This is a genomic window from Bradyrhizobium sp. AUGA SZCCT0283, from assembly GCF_018130385.1.
In the GTDB taxonomy this organism is placed as follows: domain Bacteria; phylum Pseudomonadota; class Alphaproteobacteria; order Rhizobiales; family Xanthobacteraceae; genus Bradyrhizobium.
The window spans coordinates 74512-98570 of the sequence record NZ_JAFCLU010000020.1 but is presented as its reverse complement, the minus strand read 5'-3'; the positions used below and the strand labels follow the sequence as shown (position 1 = coordinate 98570).

Annotated in this window: 21 protein-coding genes; 9 read left to right on the top strand and 12 right to left on the bottom strand. The window is 63.0% G+C overall.

All coding sequences use genetic code 11. The features are described from left to right. Nucleotides 1-120 precede the first annotated feature (120 nt). Nucleotides 121-759 (top strand): NIPSNAP family protein, encoded by a 639-nt coding sequence (locus JQ624_RS25140; RefSeq protein WP_212421597.1) that lies wholly within the window; start codon nt 121-123, stop codon nt 757-759. Between the two features lie 116 nt (nt 760-875). Here JQ624_RS25140 and JQ624_RS25135 read toward each other — a convergent pair whose 3' ends face one another. From JQ624_RS25135 to JQ624_RS25115, 5 genes are all read right to left on the bottom strand, one after another. Then, nucleotides 876-2666, bottom strand: coding sequence for a vanadium-dependent haloperoxidase (locus JQ624_RS25135; protein WP_212421596.1), 1791 nt, complete (start codon nt 2664-2666; stop codon nt 876-878). 301 nt (nt 2667-2967) lie between these two features. Beyond that, nucleotides 2968-3912 (bottom strand): cupin-like domain-containing protein, encoded by a 945-nt coding sequence (locus tag JQ624_RS25130; protein WP_212421595.1) that lies wholly within the window; start codon nt 3910-3912, stop codon nt 2968-2970. After that, entirely contained in the window at nt 3912-5108 is a 1197-nt protein-coding gene (locus JQ624_RS25125) for a GNAT family N-acetyltransferase (RefSeq protein ID WP_212421594.1), read from the bottom strand. The genes JQ624_RS25130 and JQ624_RS25125 overlap by 1 nt, the downstream gene beginning before the upstream one ends. A 176-nt stretch (nt 5109-5284) precedes the next feature. Further along, on the bottom strand, nt 5285-8011 hold the full coding sequence (locus JQ624_RS25120) for an EAL domain-containing protein (protein ID WP_212421593.1): 2727 nt from the start codon (nt 8009-8011) through the stop codon (nt 5285-5287). 78 nt (nt 8012-8089) lie between these two features. Next, nucleotides 8090-9136, bottom strand: coding sequence for a FecR family protein (locus JQ624_RS25115; protein ID WP_212421592.1), 1047 nt, complete (start codon nt 9134-9136; stop codon nt 8090-8092). A gap of 130 nt (nt 9137-9266) precedes the next feature. Between JQ624_RS25115 and JQ624_RS25110 the strand changes: the two genes are divergently transcribed. After that, a complete protein-coding gene (locus JQ624_RS25110) occupies nt 9267-11060 on the top strand; it encodes a ShlB/FhaC/HecB family hemolysin secretion/activation protein (RefSeq protein WP_212421591.1) in 1794 nt (597 codons plus the stop codon). A 3-nt stretch (nt 11061-11063) separates the two neighbouring features. Here the strand turns inward: JQ624_RS25110 and JQ624_RS25105 are convergent, their stop codons facing one another. Next, nucleotides 11064-11471, bottom strand: a complete 408-nt coding sequence (locus JQ624_RS25105) for a hypothetical protein (RefSeq protein ID WP_212421590.1) — start codon at nt 11469-11471, stop codon at nt 11064-11066. A gap of 218 nt (nt 11472-11689) precedes the next feature. On the opposite strand from JQ624_RS25105, the gene JQ624_RS25100 reads away from it, so the two are divergent. The 3 genes from JQ624_RS25100 (at nt 11690) to JQ624_RS25090 (ending at nt 17183) form a co-directional block, all read left to right on the top strand. Beyond that, nucleotides 11690-13123: a caspase family protein gene (locus tag JQ624_RS25100; RefSeq protein ID WP_212421589.1), complete on the top strand. Its 1434-nt coding sequence runs from the start codon at nt 11690-11692 to the stop codon at nt 13121-13123. 55 nt (nt 13124-13178) lie between these two features. Then, nucleotides 13179-15218, top strand: a complete 2040-nt coding sequence (locus JQ624_RS25095) for a pyrroloquinoline quinone-dependent dehydrogenase (protein ID WP_212421588.1) — start codon at nt 13179-13181, stop codon at nt 15216-15218. A 987-nt stretch (nt 15219-16205) separates the two neighbouring features. Then, nucleotides 16206-17183: an IS110 family transposase gene (locus JQ624_RS25090; RefSeq protein WP_212421587.1), complete on the top strand. Its 978-nt coding sequence runs from the start codon at nt 16206-16208 to the stop codon at nt 17181-17183. A gap of 231 nt (nt 17184-17414) precedes the next feature. On the opposite strand, the gene JQ624_RS25085 is transcribed toward JQ624_RS25090, so the two are convergent. After that, nucleotides 17415-17876: a PaaI family thioesterase gene (locus tag JQ624_RS25085; protein WP_212421586.1), complete on the bottom strand. Its 462-nt coding sequence runs from the start codon at nt 17874-17876 to the stop codon at nt 17415-17417. 235 nt (nt 17877-18111) lie between these two features. Between JQ624_RS25085 and JQ624_RS25080 the strand changes: the two genes are divergently transcribed. From JQ624_RS25080 to JQ624_RS25070, 3 genes are all read left to right on the top strand, one after another. After that, on the top strand, nt 18112-18387 hold the full coding sequence (locus JQ624_RS25080; protein ID WP_212421585.1) for a hypothetical protein: 276 nt from the start codon (nt 18112-18114) through the stop codon (nt 18385-18387). A gap of 202 nt (nt 18388-18589) precedes the next feature. Continuing rightward, nucleotides 18590-18820 carry a hypothetical protein gene (locus JQ624_RS25075; RefSeq protein WP_212421584.1) on the top strand — a complete coding sequence of 77 codons (231 nt, stop codon included), beginning with the start codon at nt 18590-18592 and terminating at the stop codon, nt 18818-18820. 109 nt (nt 18821-18929) lie between these two features. Beyond that, on the top strand, nt 18930-19265 hold the full coding sequence (locus JQ624_RS25070; protein ID WP_212421583.1) for a PilZ domain-containing protein: 336 nt from the start codon (nt 18930-18932) through the stop codon (nt 19263-19265). 126 nt (nt 19266-19391) lie between these two features. Here JQ624_RS25070 and JQ624_RS25065 read toward each other — a convergent pair whose 3' ends face one another. The 5 genes from JQ624_RS25065 to JQ624_RS25045 form a co-directional block, all read right to left on the bottom strand. Further along, complete coding sequence (locus tag JQ624_RS25065) at nt 19392-19634, bottom strand: DUF6894 family protein (RefSeq protein WP_212421582.1); 243 nt, start codon at nt 19632-19634, stop codon at nt 19392-19394. Between the two features lie 213 nt (nt 19635-19847). Further along, nucleotides 19848-20027, bottom strand: a complete 180-nt coding sequence (locus JQ624_RS25060; protein ID WP_212421581.1) for a hypothetical protein — start codon at nt 20025-20027, stop codon at nt 19848-19850. A 1225-nt stretch (nt 20028-21252) separates the two neighbouring features. Continuing rightward, complete coding sequence (locus JQ624_RS25055; RefSeq protein WP_212421580.1) at nt 21253-21432, bottom strand: hypothetical protein; 180 nt, start codon at nt 21430-21432, stop codon at nt 21253-21255. A gap of 635 nt (nt 21433-22067) precedes the next feature. Then, nucleotides 22068-22253: a hypothetical protein gene (locus JQ624_RS25050; protein ID WP_212421579.1), complete on the bottom strand. Its 186-nt coding sequence runs from the start codon at nt 22251-22253 to the stop codon at nt 22068-22070. 128 nt (nt 22254-22381) lie between these two features. Next, nucleotides 22382-22582 (bottom strand): hypothetical protein, encoded by a 201-nt coding sequence (locus JQ624_RS25045; RefSeq protein ID WP_212421578.1) that lies wholly within the window; start codon nt 22580-22582, stop codon nt 22382-22384. A gap of 283 nt (nt 22583-22865) precedes the next feature. On the opposite strand from JQ624_RS25045, the gene recA reads away from it, so the two are divergent. Continuing rightward, complete coding sequence (gene recA, locus JQ624_RS25040) at nt 22866-23960, top strand: recombinase RecA (protein ID WP_212421577.1); 1095 nt, start codon at nt 22866-22868, stop codon at nt 23958-23960. The last annotated feature ends 99 nt before the right edge of the window (nt 23961-24059 follow it).

Here is a 24059-nt window from a genome sequence, read left to right as displayed (position 1 = left end):
GACGTGCCGGGCATCCACGTCCTGACCACGGTGCGGCAAGAAAGTCGTGGATGGCCGGGTCAAGCCCGGCCATCACGATCGGACGAAATCATCGGCACAAGAAACCTTGGGGGAAACGTCATGATCTATGAACTGCGCACCTACACCGTAAAGCCCGGCACGCTCGGCGACATGATCAGGGCCGCAAGCACGGTGTCGCGCGACATCCGCAAGGACGACTACGGCAAGCTCGAAGGCTATTGGTCGACCGAGATCGGGCCGCTCAATCAGGTCCTGCATATGTGGAGCTACAACAGTTACGACGAGCGCGCGCGGATGCGGGCCGAACTCGCCAAGAACCCGCGCTGGACCGGCGAGTACGTGCCGCTGATCCGGCCGTTGCTGGTGCGTCAGGATGTCCGCCTGATGAACGCGGTGAGGCCGCCGGTTGCGCCGGCATCGACGGGCAATGTCTACGAACTCCGCAACTATCGCGGCAAGGCTGCCGGTGGCCTCAAGCAATGGCTCGATGCGTTCACCGCGGTGCTGCCGGAGCGCGAGAAATATTCAAAGATCGTAGGCCTGTGGACGACCGAAGCGGGGCAACCGAACGAGGCCTGCCACATCTGGGCCTATCCCAGCCTGAACGCCCGCGCCGAAGCCCGCGGCAACGCGATGAAGGATCCGGCCTGGCAGGAATTTTTGGGGAAGGGCCCGGGCTTCCTCGAGGAAATGCACTCGACCATCATGCTGCCGGCACCGCATTCGCCGCTGCAGTGAGTCGTCCACGTAGCCCGGTTGGAGCGGTGCAGATAAGCCCGCGGCAATTGTATCTGTTTTAAGTCGCGCCGCCCATGCCGCCGGCGCCTCGCGGCAGGGGCGTCGCCCGGCTTCTGTCAGATTGTCACGCGGCTGCCGTCGAAGCGCGTGAAGGAGAAGCCGTCGAAGGGTTCGCAGAGCGTGGTGCGCTCGTCCCGCAGCATGCCGATAGCCACTTCCTCGCCGATCGCCATGGAGGCGGAAGCGTCGGAACGCCAGTGGATGCCCGCCCAATTCCGTCCGAAACCGAAATTCATCGCGAGCTTGTTCAACTCTCCACCAACCGTGAGCGGCGGGCCGCTATAGGGCACGAGCTTCGTCGGGTCAGCCGGATCGGGCTGTACCGGGTTGGCGATGACGCGGCTCTCGTCGAAAAACGCCTTCAATATGGTCGCCGTGACGGCACCAACGCCCGTGGCGCCGCCGGGATAGGTAGAGTGAAGGGGCGAGGCCTCCGGATAGGTTTGTGACAAAAGATACGTGCCGTATTTGGCTTTGCTGCGATCGAGGGCTTCCGATTTCAGGAAGTTATCATGCAACGGGTAGTCGCTCACGCCATTGGCGAGGCGATGGTGCGCCAGACCGCCGTAGGCTTCCGGTCGCACAGCCCGGTGCACGAAATACTTCTGCCAGTAGACCGCGCGGACGGAGTTACTGATCCCCGTGGCGAGTAGTGCCTGCACGTAAGGCAACCCGAAGGTGGCACCCGCAGGGGCTTGGGTTTTCGATTTCCGATACGGGTTCGATGGGTAGGACGCGGGCTCTGCCGGGGGATAGATCCCGGTGTAGCGCTTGTCCGTCCCACCGCCGGGGGTTGCAAGGAGCAGTGCCGCCGCCCACCCAAGTGCAGGACCAGTATGGATATACTCCGCGAGATCTCTTCCTGTCGTTATGTACCGGGGTGCCGCGTCGAACTCCAACCGGCGTTTCGGTGCGGCGCCGTTCTGGATCGCCAGCCACTCCTCGTATTCGGTCAGGAATTCGCTGGTGGGCAACGTGGTGCGAATTTGAGCGCTGATCCACTGTGCGGCATAGGGCACGTCGCGGAGCAGGAATTGCGAGATCAGCGGGCCGTCCAAAACGCCTGGAGGCGTGACGGAGCGGCCCTTCGGGTCAGCCGGGTCGAAATAAAGCGCATTGGCACGGAACAGCGTACCGGGTGTGACGCGCCCACCAGATTTCGGCCCCCGGAAATCGGCAAGCTTGTTGAGTTCCTCGGTTGCTGCAAGCACGTCGCGGTTTGAGGTGTCGTCGCGCAACTCGGTAAGCGGAACGTCACGAAGCAGGGATTGCCAATAGACCTCCACGGCCTCGCCGCCGCGCTCTGCACTGTCAAGGGCCGGTGCCGGCGGTATCCCAATCTGAGTAGGGTTTATGCCGCTCAGACTGACGGCCTGTGTGCCTACGGGATTGACCAGTTTGCGAGTGCCGCCGAGCGAGATTTTCTCGAAATCAGCGGGATCGCCCGACTGGCAAGCGGTATAGAGCGCCTGCCATGCCGCTTGTTCGACTTCGCCGCGTTTGTCGTGCGGCAGGCCCCGTGAATCGGAACCGATCTTGTTGGCGTAGCGCGCCTCATCGCCATTCGTCGGGTGGGGCGCGATGGGAATTTTCGCATTGTGGCTCGCGCAAGCCTCTCGGACTTCGAAGGCGCGGCGATTGAACGCTGCGTCGAGTGGCCGCGGCTTTGCGCTCACAGGCTGCGCCGCGGCCGGGGCTATGCCGGGCATGCTCGGCGGAGACGCAAGCACGGCGGCGCCAACCGCGATGCCGGCTCCGCCAAGCAGCGAGCGGCGAGTGACCGCGGTGGTCGGCAGGGCCGGCGATTTCAGGTCGGATTCAGTCGAAATGGTAGGGTGGTTGGCCATGGAGATCTCCTCCCTCGCAGGCGAATCTGGGCAGGATTGCGCCGGAGCCGGCCACTCTCTTTTGCGTCCGCTCCGGGACGCGAAATCATTCCATCGGGAGGAAGCGAGAGGAGATTGACGCAGATCAATACGTGAGTGGTGCAGACCGATCAGGCAGATGGGTCACCGGCGGCGGCTGATGAACCGAGACGATCTGCTTGTCTGGATTTCGATTGCCTGGAGCGAAACGCAATCCGGGTAATCGCATCTAGCTGCACCGGCCCCGGGTTACGCTTTGCTCCACCGGGCTACGCTGCTGCGACTACGCGCCCTTCAGATAGTAGTTCGCGCGTTTTCCCAGCGCGATCCGCCGCAGCACGCGGCGCATCGCCATCGAGGCGCGCAGCGGCTTGATGGCTGTCGTTACCGTGCGATAGAACGCAAGCTTCAGCGCGTCGAGCGCCGGCTGCTTGCCGGGAGGCTGCTGCGGCAGGCCGATACCGCGCAGCATAGAATTGAAGAAGTGCAGGTCGTTCAGCCGCCGCACTTCGTGCGTCTTCCAGGTGACCGCCATCGAGATCGAGAACGTGCCTGCGGTGCGCACCCAGTGCGGCCATTGATACGGCACGTAGCAGCCGTCGCCCGCGAACAAATGGAATTCCGTAGCCCGCGGCGCAAAACTCTCGTCGTATTTCAGGTTGCGATGCTTAGTCATCGAGCGCTCGATCTCGTCGTCACTGACGATCGTGCGGTCGGTGTTGTCGAAGATCGTGAAGAATTTTTCGCCGTGGATGTGGACGAAGAAATTGTCCTCGCTGTCAAGATGGAACGGCGTGGTCGAGTTCGGCGAGGACACGAACAGAAAGCCTTCGACCTGCTCGAAACCCGCATCCAGCAGGCTGTTGAAGCCGCGCGCGCGCGCGACCGACAGCAGGGTATCTTCCAGCAGGCGGCGATACTCAGGCGAATTCTCCACCCGCTTGAGCACCATCCAGGCGCCGGCGGTTTCGATGTTCTTCACCACTTCGACCGGATCGAGGTCGACGGTGGGAATCGCATCCGGATCCTGGCTGATCGCGACCTTGCCGGAATTGTACTCGATCAGGTCGCGCGGCAGTTCGGCGGCCAACTGCGCGATGCGCGGCAGCGCCAGCAGCGGATGGCCGACGAGCCTGTGGCGGATCGCGAACGGCTTGAGCGGGAAGTCGCGGCGGAGCGCGTCATGATCGGCCGTAATCACGGGCGCGATGGCGGTGAGCGTATTCATTAGGATTTCTCCTGCCGTGCTCTGACGAAATGAACGATGCGGCGTACCGGCTCGCGGATCGCGCCGCGCAAGCCGAGGGCTGCGCGGATCAGCGACACGACCGGGTCGCCCCGCCGCAGCGGGATCAGGACGTCGCCGATCGCAAGGCGTCCGCGCCAGATCGGGTTGATCATGGGATGGTCGGGGGCGGCGGTGGAATCGACCAGGCGAATGGCCGGATCCGCGCAGAGATACCGGGTCAATTCCAGCGTCAGCTGCACGCCCGGCGAAAACTTCGCAAAGCGCTCGTCGACGCCGAGCTTGAAGTAGAAGGCGCGATCCTGATGGCGCAGCACGATGGCGGCTGCCACCGGCGTTTCGCCGGCCCGCAGGGTCACGATCTCGCACTGGCCGGTCCCGGCCAGCGCTGACGTGGCGCGGCGGACGAAGGCCGCGTCGCCGTCGTCCTGGCTGAGCGCGGTGCCGCGCTGGCCCTTCCAGCCGCTGGCCTCCAGCATCAGGAATGTTTCGATGGCGGCGGTCATTTCGGCAGGCGTCCGCGCCACATCGAAGTGGACAGCGCCGTGTTCGGCTAGGCGATTGCGCTGGCGGCGCAGTTCTTTCAGTTTCTTTGTGCCGAGCGCCTCGCGCAGCACTTCGTCGGCGTCACCGGTAGCGTCAAGGCAGGCGCGGACATGCGATTGCAACACGAGCGGCGCCATGCCGTCGCGACGCAGCACGTCCGTGAAGGCCTTCATGGCAGCGCCATCGAGCGAGGTGGCGCGGAAGATCAGCGCATGCGCGCCGGCCCGCCGGGCCTGCTGCAGAATGCCGGTGACGGCTTCCTCCGCCATGTCACGGTCAAGCAGCGGCGTGCAGAGCGTGCCGTAGGGATCGGCGCTGACCAAGGCGGGGAGCGGGATCCTGTAGGCGCGCCACATCGAGATCACAGGCATCAGGCCGATCAGGGTGGATGTATCGCGGCACGCGCCGAGCGCGTCGGTGTCGACGCGGCCCCGTGCCGAAGCGTTCACCGCCAACTCCCATTCGGGCAAATAATAACCGTTCGGCTCGGCGGCGCGCTCGGAAAGCGTGCGCCATTGGGTCTCTGAAACGCCGGCGAGCGGCGTCCGCGCCCCGCCGGCGCCTGGCGCGCGTGCGTTCGCGTCCTTGCCCGATGCATGACGGACCGTCGATGTGTCGGCAATGTCAGCCACTTCCCCGAATCCCCGTTCGCGACTTATGTGGCCGACGACATCTTGAGGTGTGCCGCCTGGCCATCGCGTTCACAGGGCAACGCTAGTGGAAAGAGATGGAAAATAGCGTTGTCGCGACGCTCGGATTTGAGCGGTCGCGTTAACGGATGGTTTAGCCTGATCGGGCTGCTCAGCCGTTACGCCACCTCGGCAGTGGCGGGGGCAGTGAGGAATTTGGCTTCGAACTCGCTTCCCGGCATCGGCCGTCCGAAGAAATAGCCTTGTCCTTCTCCGCAGCCCATGCTGACCAGGAAATCCGCGGTGGCCCGGTCCTCGATACCTTCGGCGATGACGGACAGGCCCAGTTGCTTGGAGAGCCCGATGGTCGAACTGACGATCGCCGCGTCGTCGGCATCGGTCAGCAAGCCCAATACGAAAGAGCGGTCGATCTTCAGCCCGTCGAGCGGGAATTTCTTCAGATAGCTCAAGCTGGCAAAGCCGGTGCCGAAATCATCGAAGACGAGGCGAACGCCAAGCTCCTGAATCTCGAGGAACGTATTCAGCGCGCCCTGCTCGTCGTGGAGGAGGATGTCTTCGGTGACTTCGAGCTCGAGGCTGGTTGGACTCAAACCGGTGCTGGCGAGCACCTGCGCGACCGAGATTGCGAGGTCGCCGGACTCGAGCTGGGATGGCGAAAGATTGACACCGATGCGGAGCTTGTGTCCCGCGCGCTCCCAGGCGGCTCCCTTGGCGCAGGCGGTTTGGAGGACCCATTCGGCGATCCGCTCGGAAATCGGAGAGGTGTTGACGACCGGCATGAATTCTGCCGGCGAAACCAGACCACGCACGGGGTGACGCCAGCGGATCAGGGCTTCGGCGCCGATCAATCGGCCGTCGGCCAGATGAAATTGTGGTTGGTAGAACAATTCGAACTCATTGCGTTCCGCCGCTCGCGCCAGCTCCGCTTCCAGCGTCAGGCGCGTCTCCAGTTCGCGGCGGATCGAATCTTCGAACAGCACGTGGCCGCCGCGGTTGGTCGCCTTGGCACGGCTCAGCGCCAGATGGGCGTTGCTGAGAAGTTCGTCCGCCGTTCGTCCATCGCCCGGGCAAATGGCGCCTCCAATGCTAACCTTGACGCGGAGGTGGCGGTTTCCGGCCAGCAGAGGCGCGTCGAAGCCGTCGCCGATCCGTTCGGCGAAGCGGCTTACGTTTTCGCCGATGTCGCTGGTCGGAACTGCGATCGCGAATTCGTCTCCGCTCAAACGAGCGACCAGCCCGGCCGGCGGAATAGCCGCCGTCAATCGCTGCGAGATGGCGCGAAGCACGAGATCGCCACAGGTGTTGCCGAGCATGTCGTTGATCTGCTGGAAGCCGTCGATGCCGATCACGAGCAGTGCCACGTTGCGGCCGTTTACCGCGGCCGCGGAAATTTTCGCCTCGAGTTGGGCATGAAGCGTGTTGCGGTTGATGAGACCCGTCAGCGTGTCGTGTTCGGCAAGGTATCGAATTCTCTCGGCTTCGCGCTTGCGCACTGAAATGTCGCGCAGGATCGCACCGAATTGAAAGCCGTCGGTGCCCTGCCAGCCGGAGAAGCTGGCCTCGACCGGAAACACCTCGCCATTGCTGCGGCGTCCGTCGAACTCGACCACCGATCCGGCGGCGAGACGTGCGGCGTCCCTGATGGAGAATGACGACGTGGCAACGGCGCCGTCACGTGCGCAAATCTCATCGAACGAGCGGCCGATCATCTCCTCAGGCAGATAGCCGAAGATCGCAGTCGCGCCCGGATTCCAGACCGTGATCAGGTAATTGGAATCGGTGCAGATCAGACCATCGCCGAGCGACATCGCCACGCGCTGAAAGCGGCTCTCGGCGACCCTGCCGAGCAGATCCCTGATGTCGATTTCATCGAGTGCGATGGCTGCGATGTAGACGATGATGGCGATATGAAACAGCGACGTGTCGAGAATGAGCGGGAATGCCGCCTGCAGGGCAAACGCGCCGCCCTCGAGGGCGGCAGAGACTGCGGCGAGCAGCGCCACCCGCTTGCCGGCAGAAAGGCGGCGCCATGAGACCAGCATGACGAGGGCGAGCAAAGCGAGGCCGGTCAGCGTGACGACGGGCGAGGTCCATTGCAGCGCGCGGTTCTGCAGCAAGGATTCCGCGGCCAGTGTCTGCAGCACGGGGCCGGACAGGATCACGCCGTTCGGGACGCTGAAGCGGTCACCGAGTTCGAGCGCCGTGCCGCCGACGATGACCTTCTTGCCCTGCAGTTTTTGCAATGTCGCCGGATCGCCGCGCAGCACGTTGGCAAAGGACACTTTGGGGATTCCCGCCGTCCGGATGCTGAAATCGATCAGAAAGGGCGTGCGCTTTTCGTCGTACTGGCCGGCGAGCACGGCAGCCATCGCGGGCACGAACTTGCCGTCCAGTTTTTCACCGAACGGATAACGGCGGACGAGGCCGTCGGATCCGACCTCGACATTGACCAGCGCCGGCCAGGAATGTTCGGCGAATTGCTGCAACGGGCGATTGACGTGAAGCGTAGTTCTGTCGGTGCGAGGCTGCTGGAAGGAGGGCAGCACGACTGATCCGCCGGCGCTTTGGAGGGCTTCGGCAAAGTTTCGGTCCGACGACGCGTCGGAGGGCGTGGAGAAGTCGACATCGAGTGCGATGTCCTGGACGTCCGCCTTCTGAAGCTGCCGGATCAACTCGGCGTGGAGCAGGCGCGGCCATGGCCAGACGCCGATCCTGTCGATCGACGATGCGTCGATCGCGATAACCACAATATCGCCAGAGGCCTGTCGCGACTGCCAGCCGAACCGCAGGTCGGCCAATGCGTGGCGAAGCGAACTATGCCAGCCGCCCGCCAGAACGATTGCGAGCGCAATCATCACGAAAATAGGCGGCCGATATCGTTTCACATAGTCACCATTCTGGTGCTTCGAGTTTGGTCGTCGTCAGGCTTATTAGCTCGTGGCGCGGGTCGTTGAAGCGTGCCGCTAACGGTTCTTGTAACGGCCGTAGGCATTTCCGTTGCCATTGCCATGGCCGTTTTCGTTTCCGTTGCCATTTGCGTTGCCATTACCGTTTCCGTTGCCATTCCCGCCGCCGCTGACGGCTGCAACCGTGCTGCTCACGCCCGATGTAGCGGCGTTCGCCGAGGCCGAATCGTTTCCGGAACCGAATGAACCCCAGATCGTGTCCTTGTTGGTGGCGTTGCGGGTCCCGCCATGCGCCGCCGACTTGTCGTGGGCGAGGCCGTTCGTCGCGCGGTGGACGTTCAACCGGACCTCACCGATCGATGACGAGATGCGGGTGACGCCTTGCCTTGCGGGCTGCACGCTGGCATGCCGCGACGGCTGGACGCCCGGTCCATTCGTGGCGTGGCGGATCGCGGTAAAGCCTCCGCGCGGCACCGGAACGCGCTCGACTGACGGCGCGCGCGGCTTGCCTTGCTCGATCGGGGCGAGGGCACCGGCTCCGCCCAGCGACAGACCGGTCTTGCCGTTGGCGAACGCCGTCGCGTGTTGGCCCGCTATCACCTGGGCGATCTGACCCGACTTGAAATCTGCGACCTCAACCTGACCGCGGATCACGTCGACGGTGGTCTTCCCTGCGTTGACGGTGACGCGAAATTGCGTGCCCTTTACCACGGCTGCGAGGTAGGGGGTCTCGACCTCGAAATGCTTGACGTTGCGCTTTTCGACGTCGAGCAGGATCGAGCCGGCCTGCTGCTTGATCGTCGTCGACAGCCCTTCCTTCTTCTGGGCCGGGACGCCGATCATGGAATTCGGCGAAACCAGGATCATTTCGTCGCCGCGCTTCAGGAGGACGCGTCCGGTACGGCCGGTGCGAATGGTATCGCCCGGCTTCAACACGTCTTCCTGTTTCAGCGATGCCGGCTGCACGCCGCTGCCGGCAAGCCATACCTCGCCCGAGGACTTGTGGACCGTCCAGTCGTCGCCGTCGGCGGCGAAGGCGACGGAAGCCGTCGCCAGCATGAATATGGTCGCGAGTGCTCTTGAGACGTGAGGGATCGCACGCATTAAAACTCTCTCCGATTGCCGCTTTGTCCCGGACGTTATCGGAAATGTTTCAACATTGAGTGAGCGGAAACCGCGTTCTGCGGAGCACGCATTAACCGTTCATTGACCATAAAATTCTATTAAAAATCATATGGCTAGGGGTCCAACCAACGATTGGCGGCGCGTATCCGTACATCTACTGAAGCGCGTTTGTGCAGCTGTAGCCTGGCACCGCTTCCCGACGACTGGCGTGGGCCTATGGATCATCATCGCCTGCCTTCCCGCGCAGGCGCAGCAGGCGAACCAGCCCGGTTATGATCCGCGGCAGATCGAAAAACGTTTCGATGATCAGCAATCGAGCCAGGGCGCGAACGGGCGGCCCCGGTTGCCGTTGCCGCAATTTGTCCGGCCGGAGGGGCAGGGGGATTCCAAGCCGCTGTTCGCGCTCCGCCACGTCTCGATCTCCGGCGCCGTCGCAATACCGCAGGAGCGGCTGGCGGCGACGTATCAGTCCTATATCGGGAAAAAGGTATCGCAGGCCGACCTGGCGGCGATCGCCGCAGCGGTCAGCGACGTCTATCGCGCCGCCGGCTTTCACCTCAGCCGGGCGATCGTTCCGCCGCAGGACATCCAGGGCGGCCGGCTTCGCATTCAGGTCATCGAAGGCAGCGTCACGGAGTTGACGCTGAAGGGAGACGGCGCCGAACAGTTCGGCGTCCGGCCGATGCTCGAGGCCGTGCTGACCGAGCGGCCCTCGCGGCTTGCGACGCTCGAGCGGCAATTGCTGCTGATCAACGGACGGCCCGGCGTGCGGATCGAGGACACCGCGATCGAGGAGATCGGCACCGCGAGTGGCGATTTCCGCCTGATCCTGTCGCTGAAGACCTGGCACGTCTTCACATCGTTCGGCGTCGATAATCTGGGATCGTCGTCGGTCGGACCGTGGCAAAGCTACGGGACGGCGGCGTTCAACTCTTATCTCGCGCCCGGGGATTCACTGGTGTTGAATCTTTCGACCACGCCCGGCGATCCGCGGCAGCTCGCGTTCGGCCGCCTGTCCTACGAAGTGCCGGTCGGCACCGACGGCGCCCGCATCGGCGCGTCCGGCTACTACAGTGAAGTCTGGCCCGGCGATTACCGCCATCTCTACAGCGACAACATCAAGACCGAGTCGTTCGAAATTCGCGGCAGCATCGTTCCGCTGCAATCGCAGAAATCGAGCCTGACGCTGACCGCGGCGGCCGGATTCATCAATGCTTCCGAAAACGATGTGTTCGGCTCGATCTACGCCGACCGCATCCGCACCGCCAGCCTCACCTCGGACTACCGGCTGCAGGACAATTTCGGCGGCACCAATTATCTGACGCTGAACTATCGCCAGGGCCTCGACATTCTCGGCGCCTCGCAGCGCGGCGACGACGATCTGTCGCGCGCGGGGGCATCCGGCAAATTCTCCGCGCTGAATTTCTGGTTCACGCGCTACCAGACGCTGTCGGATGCCTGGTCGCTGAAACTTGCCGCGGCCGGCCAGACGGCGTCCGGGCCGCTGTTCACCTCGCAGCAATTCTATCTCGGCGGCATCGCGTTCGGGCGCGGCTATGGCAGCGCCGAGATCAGCGGCGATAATAGTCTGGCGGGCTCGGCTGAGCTGCGATTTGACCAAAAGACGAGCCTTCAATATCTGAGCGGCTACCAGCTCTACGGCTTCGTCGACAGCGGCGTGGCCTGGAATGACGGCTACCGCCTCAGCGATGGCCTTTCGCTGACATCGGTCGGCGGCGGCGTTCGCTTCTTCCTCGTCGACGGCCTGCAGGCCGACATCGGCGCCGCCGCGCCGCTCACCTATCGCGCGCCCGATAATCCAACCCGCGGCGCGCGCGTGCTGTTCTCGTTGACGAGTGCGCTGAAGCTTTGTCCGGTGCGGGCGACGACCCGCTGCCTGTAGCCGCTAGACCGGCTCGTAGCTCTCGGTGTTGCAGGTGTCCTCGGCTTCGACCTTCTGGCGATCGGCGATCACGCCGCCGGAAATCTCGACACGATAGGTCTGCGTGCCCAGCGGTTTGCCGGTCACCGAAACCACTTCGGCTTTGACGCATGCGGTCCAGCCCGGTCCGCGGAGGTTGGGGCGCGGCTCGGAAACGCGAACTTGGGTCGGTTGCGAGGCCGCCGTGAACACCGAGTCCAGTTTCTCCTTCAGCATGCGCTTGACGTCGGGCACAGGCTCGAGCGGGGGTGGCTCGGGCACCTTGGCGCGCAAGAACTCGGGCACCGGCGAGCGGACGTCGGCAAAGCCGCAACCCGCAAGCGTCAGCGCTGCGCCCGCCATCAGCGCTATGTGAAACCCGATCCGCCGCATCGGAGGTTGTTTTACCCCGGAGACGCCACTCCGGACAGAGTATTAGGCCCAGATAACAATCCCGATACTGTGATTTGCATCACGTCGCGGAGCTTGGGTCTGCGACAAGATCGCCGTTGAATCGAGCCCTTGTCACGCCTCACAAGGCGCCGCCGGCTTGAACCTTTGGCTTCGAGGCCATGACCAATCCGTAGCCTGCATTGCCGGGAGGTGGCACCATGTTCCGTCACGCGCTGTTCACATTGATGATTCCCGCTGCGGTTCTTTTGGGAACACATTCGGCGTCTGCCGAAAGTCGCCTCGCGCTGGTGATCGGCCAATCCGCCTATCGCTCGGTGCCGGCGCTGCCCAATCCGGCCAATGACGCCAGAGCGGTCACGCAATTGCTGACCGATTCCGGCTTCGAGGTTTCGACCGCGGCCGACCTTTCGCAAAACCAGATGCGGGAGGCGGTCAGCGATTTCGCCGGCAAGGTCGCGGCCAAGGGCGCCGACACCGTAGCCCTGGTGTTTTACGCCGGCCATGGGCTGCAGATCGACGGCGAGAACTTTCTGGTTCCGGTCGACATCGATCCGAAGCGGGAAGCCGACATTCCGATCCAGGCGGTGCGCCTCAACGACATCCTGAACACGCTGACGTCGGTGCCGAGCAAGATGCGCATCCTGATGCTCGACGCCTGCCGTAACAATCCATTCCCGGACCTCAAGACCGCCGGCGGCGGGCTTGCCCTCGTCGATGCGAAGGTCGGCGCTCCCGGCACGTTCCTGTCGTTCTCGACGTCGCCCGGCGCGGTCGCCGAAGACGGCTCCGGCTCCAACAGCCCGTATACCAACGCGCTGCTGGCGGCTGGCAAGGAGCAGAACATTCCGATCGAGGAGACCTTCAAGCGGGTCCGACTTGCCGTGAACAAGGTGACCGAAGGGCGGCAGACCCCGTGGGACAGCTCCTCGCTGACTGAGGATTTCCGCTTTTCGGGCGCATCGGTCGCGGGGCCGAAGCCTGCCGCAGCTCCGAAGAAGTCGGTCGCGGAGTGGACCCGCGATCTGAAGGGCAAGCCGGTCGAGGTGGCGAACGAGTTGATCGTGGCCGACGGTACCGACGAATCGTATGAGGCCTTTGCTGGCCTCTTCCCGCAGACGGCGCTCGGGCGATTGGCGCGCGACTGGCTCGTTCGGCACCGGCGCATGGTGGCGTGGAACGACGCCGTACTCATCAACACCGCGTCCGGATATCGCTCGTTCCTGGAGAAATTCCCCGACAGCGATCTCAGCGCAACCGCCCGCAAGCTGGAACTGCGGCTGCGCAACCGTCCCGAATTCACGCCGGCGGTTGCCGCCGCCAACGCCGCCGTGCCGCAAAACGTTGCGCTGGCCGGGCCGACCTGTCCCTGCAACGTGCAGCCGCCGCAGCCACTGAAGGTCAATGTGCCGGTCAGGCGCGTCGAGCCGGATCCGCCGAAGAAGCGGGTCGATCGCAAGCCGCCGCGCCAGCGCGAGCCGGATGACGACGTCGTGATCGTTCGCCGTCCGCCGCCGCGCGTGGTGTACGACTCGCCACCGCCGGTCAGCATCGGCATCGGCATCGGCCTCGGCGGGTTTGGCGGCGGCCGCGGCGGCCACTATGGCGACCAGGGCCGCAGGGGTGGATACTGAGGTGGCGATAGGGTAATCGAACCCGCAAGCGTTGTGCTGCGCTTGCGGGGGTAGGATGCGAAATCCGGTTCGTCTGTTCGCTTTCGTCGTTGCCATCTTCTGCGCCTTTATCTCGCTTCCGGCTCCCGCGTGGGAGCATTGGGGCGGCGATCGCGGCGGATCGCGGTTTTCGCCGCTCAGCCAGATCACGCCGGACAATGTCGGCAATCTCGTCCGCGCCTGGGAGTTTCGCACCGGCGATCTCGATCATCGCGCGCCCGAGGTGATGAAGCGGACCAAGTTTCAGGCTACCCCGCTGCTGGTCGAAGACAGCCTGATCTTCTGCTCGCCGTTCAACGAAGTGATCGCGGTCGATCCCGGCAGCGGTGCGCTGAAATGGCGGTACGATCCGAAGATCTCGACCAATCAGCGCCCGGCCAACCGCTACAATTGCCGTGGCGTGGCCTATTGGGTCGACGACAAGGCGCCCGACAACGCCGCCTGCCGCGCGCGGATTTTCATGGGCACCAACGACGTGCGCGTGATCGCGCTCGATGCCAGGACCGGCATGCCTTGCGCCGATTTCGGGACCAATGGCGAGATCAGGATCGAGACCGGCACGCCGCTGGAATGGCCCGGCGAATTCCAGATCACGTCGGCGCCCGTTATTGCCCGCGATACCGTCGTCGTCGGCTCTGCGATCGGAGACAACCGCCGCGTCGAGGCGCCACCTGGCACGGTGCGCGCCTTCGATGCGCGAACCGGGCAGCCGCGCTGGTCGTTCGATCCGCTGGTGCATAGCGGTGTCGTGGCCGGCCACGCCAATGTCTGGGCGCCGATGTCGGTGGACGAGGAGCGTGGCCTGGTGTTTTTGCCGACGTCTTCGCCGAGTCCCGACTTCTGGGGCGGCAGGCGGCCCGGCAACAACGACTACGCCAATTCGGTCGTGGCGCTGCGCGCCGAGACCGGCGAACGGGTCTGGTCGTATCAGACCGTGCACCACGATGTCTGGGATTACGATTTGCCGGCGCAGCCGACGCTGGCGCGCATCGAGACCGGCGAAGGCTTGCGCGACGTCGTGATCCAGCCGACCAAGCAGGGATTTGTGTTCGTGCTCGACCGCGATACCGGCAAGCCGGTATGGCCGGTGGAGGAACGCGCCGTGCCGCAGGGCGGCGCCGAAGGCGAGCAGCTCTCGCCGACGCAGCCGTTTCCGACCCATGTGCCGGCGTTGCTGTCGCAACAGATTTCGGCCGACGATGTGTTCGGCATCATTCCGTTCCGCGACAGCGGGATCTGCCGCGACCAGATCGCGTCCGCGCGCAACGACGGCCTCTACACGCCGCCATCGACGCAGGGGACGGTGGTGTTTCCGATGACCGGCGGCGGCGTGAACTGGGGCGGCGCCGCCTTCGACCCCGTCAATCAGATTCTCTATGCCAACACCTCGCGGGCGGTTCACATCGTCAAGCTGCTTCCGCGCGCCGCCGTGGCCGACGGGTTCAACCCGCCGCCCGGTCACGATTTCGGACGACAGCAGGGTACGCCGTTTGCGATGACACGCGCGGTCGCGGTGTCGCCCTTGGGCCTGTTGTGCAACAAGCCGCCCTGGGGCGAGATGGTCGCGGTCGATCTGAAGGCCGGCAAGATTCTCTGGCGTTCCCGCGTCGGCACCACGGAGGATCGTGCGCCGCTCGGCATCGCCTTTCACTTTGGCGCGCCGCTGGTCAGTGGCGTTGCGATCACCGCCGGCGGTCTCGTCTTCACCGGCGCGATGGATGCTTATCTGCGCGCCTTCGATGCCAAATCGGGGCAGGAGCTGTGGCAGGGCCGGCTGCCGGTGCCGGGTGTTGCCAATCCCATGACCTATCTGTGGAAGGGCGAGCAATATGTCGCGATTGGCGCCGGCGGTCATTCGGAGTCGGGCACGACTATTGGCGACAGCGTAGTCGCGTTCCGCCTGGCGCGGTCGGGCGAGGCGCCCTCGCTGCGGTCGCGCACCATCGACCGGCCCGGCGGGCGATTCATGAGCGGGGCAATTGCGGCTGGGGTGGTGCTGCTGCTGATGGCGATGCTGGTGTGGCGCTGGCGGCGGCGCAGGGTGGGGACGGCGTGAGCGGACCATCGTCATTGCGAACTTACCCATCCACGTCATTGCGAGCGAAGCGAAGCAATCCATCTTTCGGTGCGCGAGGTGACAATGGATTGCTTCGTCGCTTCGCTCCTCGCAATGACGGTGGATACAGTTTCGCCTTCTCGCGGCGCTGGTCGCCCGAGGTTTGCATCTTCGTTTGCCCCTCTGAAATCAGAGGGCGCAGGGAAGACCGGGTGCTTGCTGCACCCGCGGTCTCGCGTGCGATTTGCGCAAACAAAGGTGCACACGAGCATACAGGGCAGCGGGAGCATTCCGGCCTTCCCTGCGCAATGGCTTTACGGCTTACTTCGAGCTCTCCCCGGTGAACGGCTTTCTTGCCACCGTCGTCCTCAAGAAGCTTGCTTCTCAAGAACTTGACGCCAGCACCGCGGCGTCAGGACCACACGACTTCGCCGTACGCTCGAGCCACACACGTCAGTCGCAGCTCTCGCGTCCATCGCATCTCACCGCACGTTCGTGACGATGGCCAACGCCCCTCATCCGCCGTGAGACGGGCGGAGTTATGCCGATGATTTGCTCTCGAAGTTAAGCGGAATATTTTTGCAAAAGGGGCTGGACAGACTTTTGGTGATTTGCCCGTCGTGCCAATTGGTCGCAGGCCGCTGCATGAAGTTGCGCTTGCGCGCAAAGCAAATCAGTTCGCATTCCGTAGAGTGGGCAAAGCGTCAGCGTGCCCAAAATCTATCGTCGAGCATGTCTTGAAATGGTGGGCACGGCGCTGCGCGCCTTTGCCCACCCTTGTATTAGCGCGAAGGATTAAAGTGGCGTCGTTCCGTGAGGAATGGCCCAGCCTGGGTGGCCACCCAGGCTGGGCCGCCGATCGATCGGATCGATGCCACCCGAAGCCTTGAGGGCTGTCTTTCGTAGCAAGATCGCGATCGGCACTTCATCGGGACCCGGATGGTTGAACGAACTTTAGGTTCGCATCACAAGGGAGGGTCGAGGAAGATGGCCAAGCGTATCACAGTCTGTGCCGGGATCGATACCGGCAAACGGAAGCTCGACGTGGCAATCGATGGCAGCTGCGAGCGGTTGCAGGTCGACAACACCGCGGAAGGACACAAGGTATTGCTGGAGTGGCTGCAGCGCCACAAAGTCAAGCGCATCGGGATCGAGGCGAGCGGCGGTTACGAGCAGCCAGTGGTCGCCGTGCTTCGGCGCAAGCGATTTGTGGTGATCGTGTTTCAGCCGGCGCAAGTACGCGCCTATGCCAAGTTCCACTTGCAACGGGCCAAGAACGACAAGATCGATGCTGCGCTGATCGCCTCCTGCACCGCTGCGGTCAAGCAGATTTATCCCGCGCCAGATCCCCGGCTGTCGCCGTTTGCCGAGCACCTGACAATGATCGATCAGATCGGCGAGGATATCATGAAGCTCAAAAACCGGATCGAGACCTGCCGCAACGAGCGCATTCGGGCGATATGGAAGGAGGATATCGCCCGTCTGGCCAAGCGGCAGAGGACCGAGCTCAAGGCTCTGGTGGCGGCGCTCCGCCAGTATCCCGATCTGGCCGAGCGGCTCGACCTGATCCACAGCGTTGGCGGCGCGGGATTGCCGACCGCGGTCGCCATCCTGGTGCGAATGCCCGAGATTGGCCGGCTCACCCGCGAGCAAGCCGCGGCACTCGCCGGGCTGGCCCCCTATGACGATGACAGCGGCGAGCAGGTTGGTGCCCGTCACATCGACGGTGGACGCCAACGCTTGCGCCGCGCGCTCTATTTGGCCGCACTGCCGGCCTCCATGCGCTGGAACCCGCAGCTCATTGCCCTTTATCAACGGCTGATCGCTGCCGGAAAGGGCCACAAGCGCGCGCTGATCGCCTGCGCCAGGAAGCTGCTTATCTTCGTCAACACCGTCGTGGCCCGTGGCACGCCGTGGCAGGATGAGCCCCCAGCCGCCATCACCGCAAGCGCTACGGCCGGCTAAGCTGTTTCTTAGTTCGACCAAAGCACCGTTTCTTCGTCCCGACCGACCGCCCCCGACGACGTCGCGCGCAGCCGCCGTCAAGGATGGCCGTCGCTCGATCTGGCCCACCCCACGCTGCCGCCCGGCCACGCCTTGACGGCGGCGAGCACGGCGTCATGCTTGCGACAGCAAGCGGACAATCCGATTGCCCGCAATCAATCAATCTAATGGTTGCTACGATTCTACGATTCCCTACAGCATCGCGAACGCGCTCGAGACCATCGCCACCGGCTTGTTGTCGGCGGCTGAAAGAAGCGTGACGCGGCCAAAGCTCATGGTGCGCCCGAGGCGGACCACGCGCGCGTCCGCCAGCACGTCGGAGGCCGAGACTGCGCGCATGAAATGCGTGGTCTGGTCGACCGTCGTCATGGCCCGATAGCCGCGGTTGGCGGCGAGGTTGGCGATCACCATCGCGGTGTCGGCAAAGGCCATCAGCGCCTGGCCCGAGACCGTGCCGCCATTGCGGCACAGCCGTTCCGAGAACGGCAGGCGCAAGATCGCGCCCGGCTGCCAGTCGGCGGCATCGCCTGATGGCGCAAAGTCAAAGCGCTCGATCGAGAGATTGAGATCCATCACCCAGGGCGCAAATACCTCGCCAAGCACGCGCCTGGCTTCCGCGATGCCGAATTCCGTTGCTTGTGGCTGTTGCTGCATGAACGCCCGTTTCCTCGCCTGATATTGGTTGCCGGCATATTGTAGTGGTCATTGCGGCGAAGGGAACAGCGGCGGCGGGCCACAAATACGGCACGAAATCCTGCGAGTCCGGCCGCGCCTTGCGGGCGCGTCCGGCGCGTCGAACCAAAGGCTGGGGCCCGCATGCTTGGCGGGGCGGTTGCGCCGGTGGTATCCTGCCCGGAAACGCAAAGTCAGCGTCCCAAAGGAGAGCGTTATGAGAATGCTGAGCGCGGTCGCGGTGGTGGTGTTGTTGACGGCGCCTGCCTACGCGCAGACCCCCAACATCAACCTGATGCCGGAGCTTACGTCCAAATCGCCGGAGGAGAAGGAACAGGATGCGATCAAGGAGAGAGCCTATAAGGATTCCTTGAGGAAGATTCCCGACGCCAAGACCTCTTCCGACCCCTGGGGCACCGTGCGCAGCACCGACACGCCCAAGGCCGCAGCGGCGCCAGCCAAGAAGAGCAAGACCGGCAGCAGCGGCCAGTAAGCCTAGAGCCCCGTTCCGATTGCATCGGAGCGGGGCTCTAGATTTTTGATTTGACGCGTTTTCTTGACGCGAACCGGTCCCCACCCCCGGATCAAGTCCGAGGGCATGCTTCGCTGGAAAACGCTCTGGCCAAAGCAGCGAGTAGGATTCGTTCGCCGGCACCCCTATATTCGACCTGTCGTCATCTGTCTGGAGTTACGACATGGTCTTTCGTCCGCGCGATCTCGCGAGCCGGATGGCCGGCCGGCGCAAGCCGGACGACGGCTATCTGCGCGAGACCTTCACGCTTCCGCGCGACCAGGCCAGGGCGAGGGCGCGCGACTTTCTCAACCGTTATCCCAAGGCGGCCTATATGAGCTCGGTCGAAAGCTGGCGTGAGCTGCCCGATGGCGCCATCGAATTCACGATGCGCCGGCTTGCCAGCGCCGATTAGACAACATCCACCTGCACACAGAATTGGCGTCGATATCTCGATTTTTGCCGAATTCCGATAACCCGGTATTCAGGTATTCCGCCTAGTATTTCCCCGCACAGGAGAAAACATGGCGAGAGACCGTAAAGACCTGGGTGCCCGCAAGTTCGTTCGGGTCGACTTGCGTAAGCCGGGATTCCTGATTCCGGCGCCGGATGCACCATGGATCCGGTGCTACATCCTCGATATTTCCGAGAACGGCGCCTGCCTCGATGTGGGCGACCTCGCGGTGCCGAAGATGTTCGGCCTTTCGCTGACCGCGGGCGGCGAGGTGCGGCGGGTATGCTCATTGATCTGGCGCAGGGGCGAGATGGTCGGCGTCCGATTCATCTCCGCCCGGGAGCTGCGGAAGGGCACTGCGCCGGCCGGTGAACTGGGTGCCGCTTCCAAAAAGGCGCACGCCTAGAGCCTTTCGGTTCTGATTGAATCAGAACCGGGCTCAGATTCCTGTCTTGACGCGTTTTCTTGACGCAAATGGGTGTTCAGCCGGGATCAAGTCCGGGGAGGCTTTCGCTCGCGGTATCGCGCTTCTCTAATCGGTGTCCTGCAGCGTCTCCGCAATCAGGCGGATCCGGAATACCGGCTTCCTGGATTCATCCAGTAATTCCATTTGCCACTCGGCGTTTTCGGAGAGTTTTCGGGAAATATCCGCAATCATGTCGCCGCAGACGCCGGTCATTTCCTTCCAGGCCGCGTTATGATCAACAAACTCCGCGCCGTCATTGTTGACGCATGCATCCTCGCCATGTCGAACGCTGAAGAAGAAGATCGGCATGGCAATTGACCAAATGAGGGCCGCCGTTGGCCCCAAGGAATGCGCAAAAAGCGGGTGGAGTGGATTCCGGGTGCGCGTAAAGATCAACTCCGGGTTTTTACGGGCCTAAGCACGTTGCCGGTCATATGTTTCAGGTCATCATATGGCCTTAACCCGCTGTAATTGCTAAAAGACCTCCTCAGCGGGCGATCGGCAAAAGGGGCGCCAAGCGGGCTATTCCCGTTCGGCTTTTTTCAGCTCCCGATCGATCCGAAGCTGGACCCGCCGGATGGCAAGCAGATTGAGCTTGGCTTCGGTCTTGCCCGCGATGACCCTGTCGCCGATGCGGAATTGCCATTTCCAAATGCCCGGAGCGACCGCCGTCACGCTGAATTCAACGCCCTTGTAGATCATATAAAAATCCCGCCGCGGCCCCGACCGCTTCAAATCCAGACTTAATTCTTAAAATTGCAAACAGTCATAAATGCAACTGCTATAAGACTGGATCAGCGCCGGTTGGCCGCATGCGAAGGAGCGGAGAGGACCGGAGTACCCGCGCGGACCCCAATCAGGCGGACCCCAATCAGGACATCAGTTGGCGCGCTGCCTGCTTCAGCTCGCGATCGATCCTTGACTCGACGCGGCGCGTGGCCAGCAGCGCAAGCCGTGCCTCGATCTTTCCCGACCTGACCAGATCCCCGATCCGAAATTGCCACTGCTAGAACCCCGGGGTTTGCGACCTCGTCAGCGTATATTCTACGCCTTTGTGATTCATGGAGATCTCCCGCACTCCTGCGCAATAACGGGAGTGGAACCGCAAAGTTCCGTGGTTCCATGTGCTGACAAATACCTTGGCCGCGCGCAGGGCACGGCAGAAATTCTCGCGCTGTATGCGTTTCAACCCCGCGGGCGCGTCCGAATTCCCGCGCCGGCCCCGCTTCCGCCCCTGCTGAAAAAGCACTGCGCCGCGCAAGCGGAGTATGGTCGCTTGGCGGCGCAGGCCTATTCCCCGAGTGATGCAATGTCCCAGGCAAGTTTTTTGTCTGGACGGAATGAAAAAGGTTCAACGCCGCCCGAGACGAATCTGTCGGGCAATTTGCATGCTGAAACGGGGCCTTGCGGCGGACGTATCTGGTCGCGAGGGCGGGGGTGGTCCTCCAGATTTTCCCCGTCATCGGCGACCTCGCTGCATAGCCCCATGCGGCGGGGTCGTTTGGCTGGGCGCCGCTCATCGCGGGCGGGTTGCGATTCCTGCCATGGCCCCGCAAGGCAGCCGCCTGTGGATTGCCTCCGCCTATTCCTGGCGCGTGGGATAAGGCTGCCGCGGCGGCATATGGGGTCTCGACGGCGCGTCCGGCCGGACCGGCTGCGGCACCCGCGAGGGCTCCGGGGTGCGGCTGAGGCTCAAGAGCCGTGTGAAAAGACGGGCGCCATGCTGCTGAAGCATCGGCAGGATGGGTCCGGGGGTGAAGGCAACCTGTGTATGCATGTCGTAATGCATAGCGTGGGCATCTTGACGGACGGTTCAGGCAAAACTGCAAGCACGCCTAAAATTGTAAGCGACGTCGCCCGCACCTCGACCTGCAGATGGGGCCGATAAAACGATGAGGCCGCCGGTTCGGCGGCCTCATCGCGAGAGCTAGCCTTCCGGCTGCTCTACATCAGGCGGCCGGGGGCTGGCATCCGGCGCCTCTTCACTCCTCGCCGAAAGGTCGGCGGCCTTTTCGAGAAAGCCCGCGGCGACGTCCGGATCCGTGGTGGCCATTGCAAACTTGAGAAAGGTTACCGCCTGTTCCGTTAGATATTTCTTGCCCGGCACAATCTGGTTCCCCGTTACTACCGTTACTATCCGCCGCCCCGTCGATTACGCACTGCGGCGGAATCCGTTCCGGGGGAACAGTACAAAAGTGAACTTAAGGCAGCTTCCGGGATTGAGCGTTCGTCATGTTCGCGCCGGGCCTTGAGAGGCGGGCGTTCAGAACCGGGCTACCGGCCGGCGTCACTCCTCGCCCAGGAGTTTTCCGCTTTCCTTGTGGATGAAATGAAGCCGGGTGCAGGCGAGGCAGACGACGGACACATAGGCATTCGAATTGGGCTCGTTCTCCGGCGGGGTCGCCGGAAGCCAATGCTGTACGTTCGTGCCCAGGCGCGGGCATTTGAAAAGGATATGTCGGCCCATGGCCGGGAATATGCAGAACGTGCGCGGCGGGTCACCTCCGTATGTTTGCGTAGTTCCGGCTGGGGAAAAGCAAGCGGGGGCATGTTCAGGAAGTTGTTCATGTGTTGAGTCACAACTTTTGATAGCAGCAGAATCGGCGTTTTGCTGACCTCTAATCGCCTCCAGTTCACCGCCGACGTCGATGACAAAGGCGCGAAAGGCCGGTGCAGATGCTGGCCACGCACAAAGAGATTCTAAAAATGCTCCGATGAAAGAGGCCGCCAACTGAGGCGGCCTTACTTTCTCGGCAAAAGCCCCAGCGTCATCCACGCAATAGGAAAGATTGGGAAGAGCAGCGCCCCCAGGAGGAACCATGCGTGTTCGGAGCGCCCCCTCTCTGCCGCGTATTTCGCAGTGAAGCGCCCGGTCAAAAACGCCATCGCGACAACGGGGATCGTGATGAAGATGATCCAGCAGAACACCGGGCGGCTTCTATCGATGCTTCTGCCAAGCATACGGAGTTTAGCTCAAATTCGGCCACTCCTATTTTCAAAACCGGCCACCAGGGGTCGAAACAGGCCAGTGCCCAACTGAGGCGGCCTTGCTTCTTTTAGGCTGGTTCTGGTGGTTGGAGCCCCGGAGAGGAAAGCCACTCGTTCATGTGGGAGGCGGTTTCCAGCTGTCTGATCTTCTTGAGCAGCCCGTCCATCTGGGGACCAGGTTTGAGCTGGGCAACTTGGGCTTCCAGCTTGGCTTTCTCGGCTGCAATATTTTCCTCGAACGTGTGGGGAACAGATCGGCGACGTTGCATGGTACAACCTCGTGCTTACGGGTCCTAACCGCAGGGTTTGCACTTGCGATCCTAATATGCAGATGCCCGGCCGTCGGTTCCGAAGTGAACAATCCAAATCAGGCCACTGCGATTTTCAAACCAGGCCACTGAGGTCGGATAACAGGCCACCACCAAAAGCCGGAAAGAACATATTGCGAACATAGAACAAAGGTGGTACAAGATTTTTATACGCCATCGAATCCTGAACCTGCCACCGCCCGTTTGTCCCGCTCGCGAATCCCCGCCATAAGGAGCATCTACTATGTCCGCTACTGCCCTGCGTATCGTCGAAGGATCCTCCATGGATAAGACCAAGGCCCTGTCCGCCGCGCTCTCCCAGATCGAGCGCCAGTTCGGCAAGGGCTCGGTGATGAAGCTGGGCAAGAACGACCGCTCGATGGACATCGAGACGATTTCCTCGGGGTCGCTCGGGCTCGATATTGCGCTGGGTGTCGGCGGCCTGCCGAGGGGACGTGTGGTTGAAATCTACGGGCCGGAATCCTCGGGCAAAACCACGCTGGCGCTGCACACGGTGGCGGAAGGGCAGAAGAAGGGCGGCATCTGCGCCTTCATCGATGCCGAACACGCGCTCGATCCGGTCTATGCGCGCAAGCTCGGCGTCAACATCGACGAACTGCTGATCTCGCAGCCGGACACCGGCGAGCAGGCGCTGGAAATCTGCGACACGTTGGTGCGCTCGGGCGCGGTCGACGTGCTGGTGGTCGACTCGGTTGCGGCCCTGGTGCCGAAGGCCGAACTCGAGGGCGAGATGGGTGACGCGCTGCCGGGGTTGCAGGCGCGGCTGATGAGCCAGGCGCTGCGCAAGCTCACCGCCTCGATCAACAAATCCAACACCATGGTGATCTTCATCAACCAGATCCGCATGAAGATCGGGGTGATGTATGGCTCGCCGGAAACCACCACCGGCGGCAACGCCTTGAAATTTTACGCCTCCGTCCGCCTCGACATCCGCCGCATCGGCGCGATCAAGGAACGCGACGAAGTGGTCGGCAACACCACCCGCGTCAAGGTGGTGAAGAACAAGCTGGCGCCGCCGTTCAAGCAGGTCGAGTTCGACATCATGTATGGCGAGGGCGTCTCCAAGATGGGCGAGATCCTCGATCTCGGCGTCAAGGCCGGCATCGTCGAGAAATCCGGCGCCTGGTTCTCCTATGACAGCCAGCGGCTCGGCCAGGGACGCGAGAACTCAAAGGCCTTCCTCAAGGCCAATCCCGACATGGTCGCCAAGATCGAGACGGCGATCCGCCAGAACTCCGGCCTGATCGCCGAGCAGATCCTCGCCGGCCCCCCCGAGCGTGACGCCGACGGCGAGGAGCCGGAGGCGGCGGAGGAATAAGCTTCAGAGACGCTTCAGGGGTTAAGGCCTGAAACGGACGGACGGGTGTTGTAGACGTTGAGTTGCCGACGTCTTCAGCGCCCGTTTTGTTGTGTGATT